Origin of the sequence: Halobacillus kuroshimensis DSM 18393 (assembly GCF_000425705.1) — a bacterium.
GTDB lineage: Bacteria > Bacillota > Bacilli > Bacillales > Halobacillaceae > Halobacillus > Halobacillus kuroshimensis.
In genome coordinates this window covers 1-1,255 of sequence record NZ_AUDY01000007.1, presented here as the reverse complement: position 1 = coordinate 1,255, position 1,255 = coordinate 1, and the positions used below count along the sequence as shown (strand labels likewise).

The window sequence follows — 1,255 nt, the reverse complement described above, 5'->3', positions numbered from 1 at the left end:
TTTCATTATAAACGGGTTAAATTTCTAGAGATAGAAATAACCCGAATAACGGGGCACTTTTTTATAAGTGTCCATTATTCGGGTTATAGTTCATTTTTTACTTCTTGCTTCTTTTAAATCTATTATTAGTGTTGAACTTTTCTAATATACTATGGTTGTTGTAACCTTCTTTTAAATCCTTCGAATATAGGCTGTTAACCACATAATGTAACGATCGATATGAGACTTTCTAATGTCATGTACTAACTCAATGCTCACCTCATTTAGGTGATCAAAGAAATATGTGAGATTTTGCTCATAATAGAGAATCGTCATTTCAGAAAGGTTTTTAACCTTATTCCCTAACTGAAAATCCTCATAAAGCTCTTTAACAGTCTTTAGCCGCTTCTCTAAGTTTTGCCCGTTCATCTTTGTCATTGTAATATCTCCCTTTAAGATGATTGTCTCAAAAGGCATACAATATCTGTATTTTTGTCCACTCGATTATACATTAAGGTTATTATTTTAAACATAAAAAAATCAGTACTCTGATTTACTCAAAGCACTGATTTGATGGGCTTCAACCCTCTTATTTAGTACCGGTGGCCGGGGTCGAACCGGCACTCCGTGAGGAACACGATTTTGAGTCGTGCGCGTCTGCCAATTCCGCCACACCGGCAAATAATCTTATGGAGGCGGCAACCGGAATCGAACCGGTGATAAAGGAGTTGCAGTCCTCTGCCTTACCTCTTGGCTATGCCGCCATAAGATATTCAATTATGATTGTATCATATTCAGTGGATCCTGAATATGTGAATGTATGGAGCGGGAGACGGGATTCGAACCCGCGACCCCCACCTTGGCAAGGTGGTGTTCTACCACTGAACTACTCCCGCAATGATAAGTGGCTGGGCCAGCTGGATTCGAACCAGCGCATGACGGTACCAAAAACCGTTGCCTTACCGCTTGGCTATGGCCCAATAATTCAGGTCGTTTATTATGAAATAAATGGGGCGGCTGATGGGAATCGAACCCACGAATGCCGGAACCACAATCCGGTGCGTTAACCACTTCGCCACAACCGCCATAAGAAGCAGGGGTAGTAGGAATCGAACCCACATTGACGGTTTTGGAGACCGTAGTTTTACCATTAAACTATACCCCTATTTAAATTTTAAAAGAAAATGGTGGAGGGAGTAGGACTCGAACCTACGAACCCGATGGGAGCGGATTTACAGTCCGCCGCGTTTGGCCAACTTCGCTATCCCTCCACTTG

1 protein-coding gene and 7 tRNA genes are annotated in these 1,255 nt (G+C 42.1%); all 8 read right to left on the bottom strand.

Annotation, left to right across the window (positions count from 1 at the left end):
* Nucleotides 1-171 precede the first annotated feature (171 nt).
* The 8 genes from H615_RS0101530 to H615_RS0101495 all read right to left on the bottom strand — a co-directional run bounded on the left by H615_RS0101530 (nucleotide 172) and on the right by H615_RS0101495 (nucleotide 1,250).
* The gene (locus H615_RS0101530; protein WP_027953507.1) at nucleotides 172-417 is read right to left on the bottom strand and encodes a hypothetical protein; all 246 of its coding nucleotides are present in this window, start codon (nucleotides 415-417) and stop codon (nucleotides 172-174) included.
* Between the two features lie 159 nt (nucleotides 418-576).
* Nucleotides 577-658: transfer RNA gene (locus H615_RS0101525), tRNA-Leu, on the bottom strand.
* An 11-nt stretch (nucleotides 659-669) separates the two neighbouring features.
* A tRNA-Cys gene (locus H615_RS0101520) sits at nucleotides 670-743 on the bottom strand.
* 57 nt (nucleotides 744-800) lie between these two features.
* Nucleotides 801-875, bottom strand: a tRNA-Gly gene (locus H615_RS0101515).
* Nucleotides 876-884: 9 nt separating this feature from the next.
* Nucleotides 885-959 (bottom strand) — tRNA-Gln (locus H615_RS0101510).
* A 29-nt stretch (nucleotides 960-988) separates the two neighbouring features.
* Nucleotides 989-1,064: transfer RNA gene (locus H615_RS0101505), tRNA-His, on the bottom strand.
* A 9-nt stretch (nucleotides 1,065-1,073) separates the two neighbouring features.
* Nucleotides 1,074-1,144 (bottom strand) — tRNA-Trp (locus tag H615_RS0101500).
* A gap of 20 nt (nucleotides 1,145-1,164) precedes the next feature.
* Nucleotides 1,165-1,250, bottom strand: a tRNA-Tyr gene (locus tag H615_RS0101495).
* Between the last annotated feature and the right edge of the window lie 5 nt (nucleotides 1,251-1,255).

What these genes read in the sequence shown, in the direction of transcription:
- H615_RS0101530 (WP_027953507.1), bottom strand. Translation starts at nt 417, where the DNA reads ATGACAAAGATGAACGGGCAAAACTTAGAGAAGCGGCTAAAGACTGTT.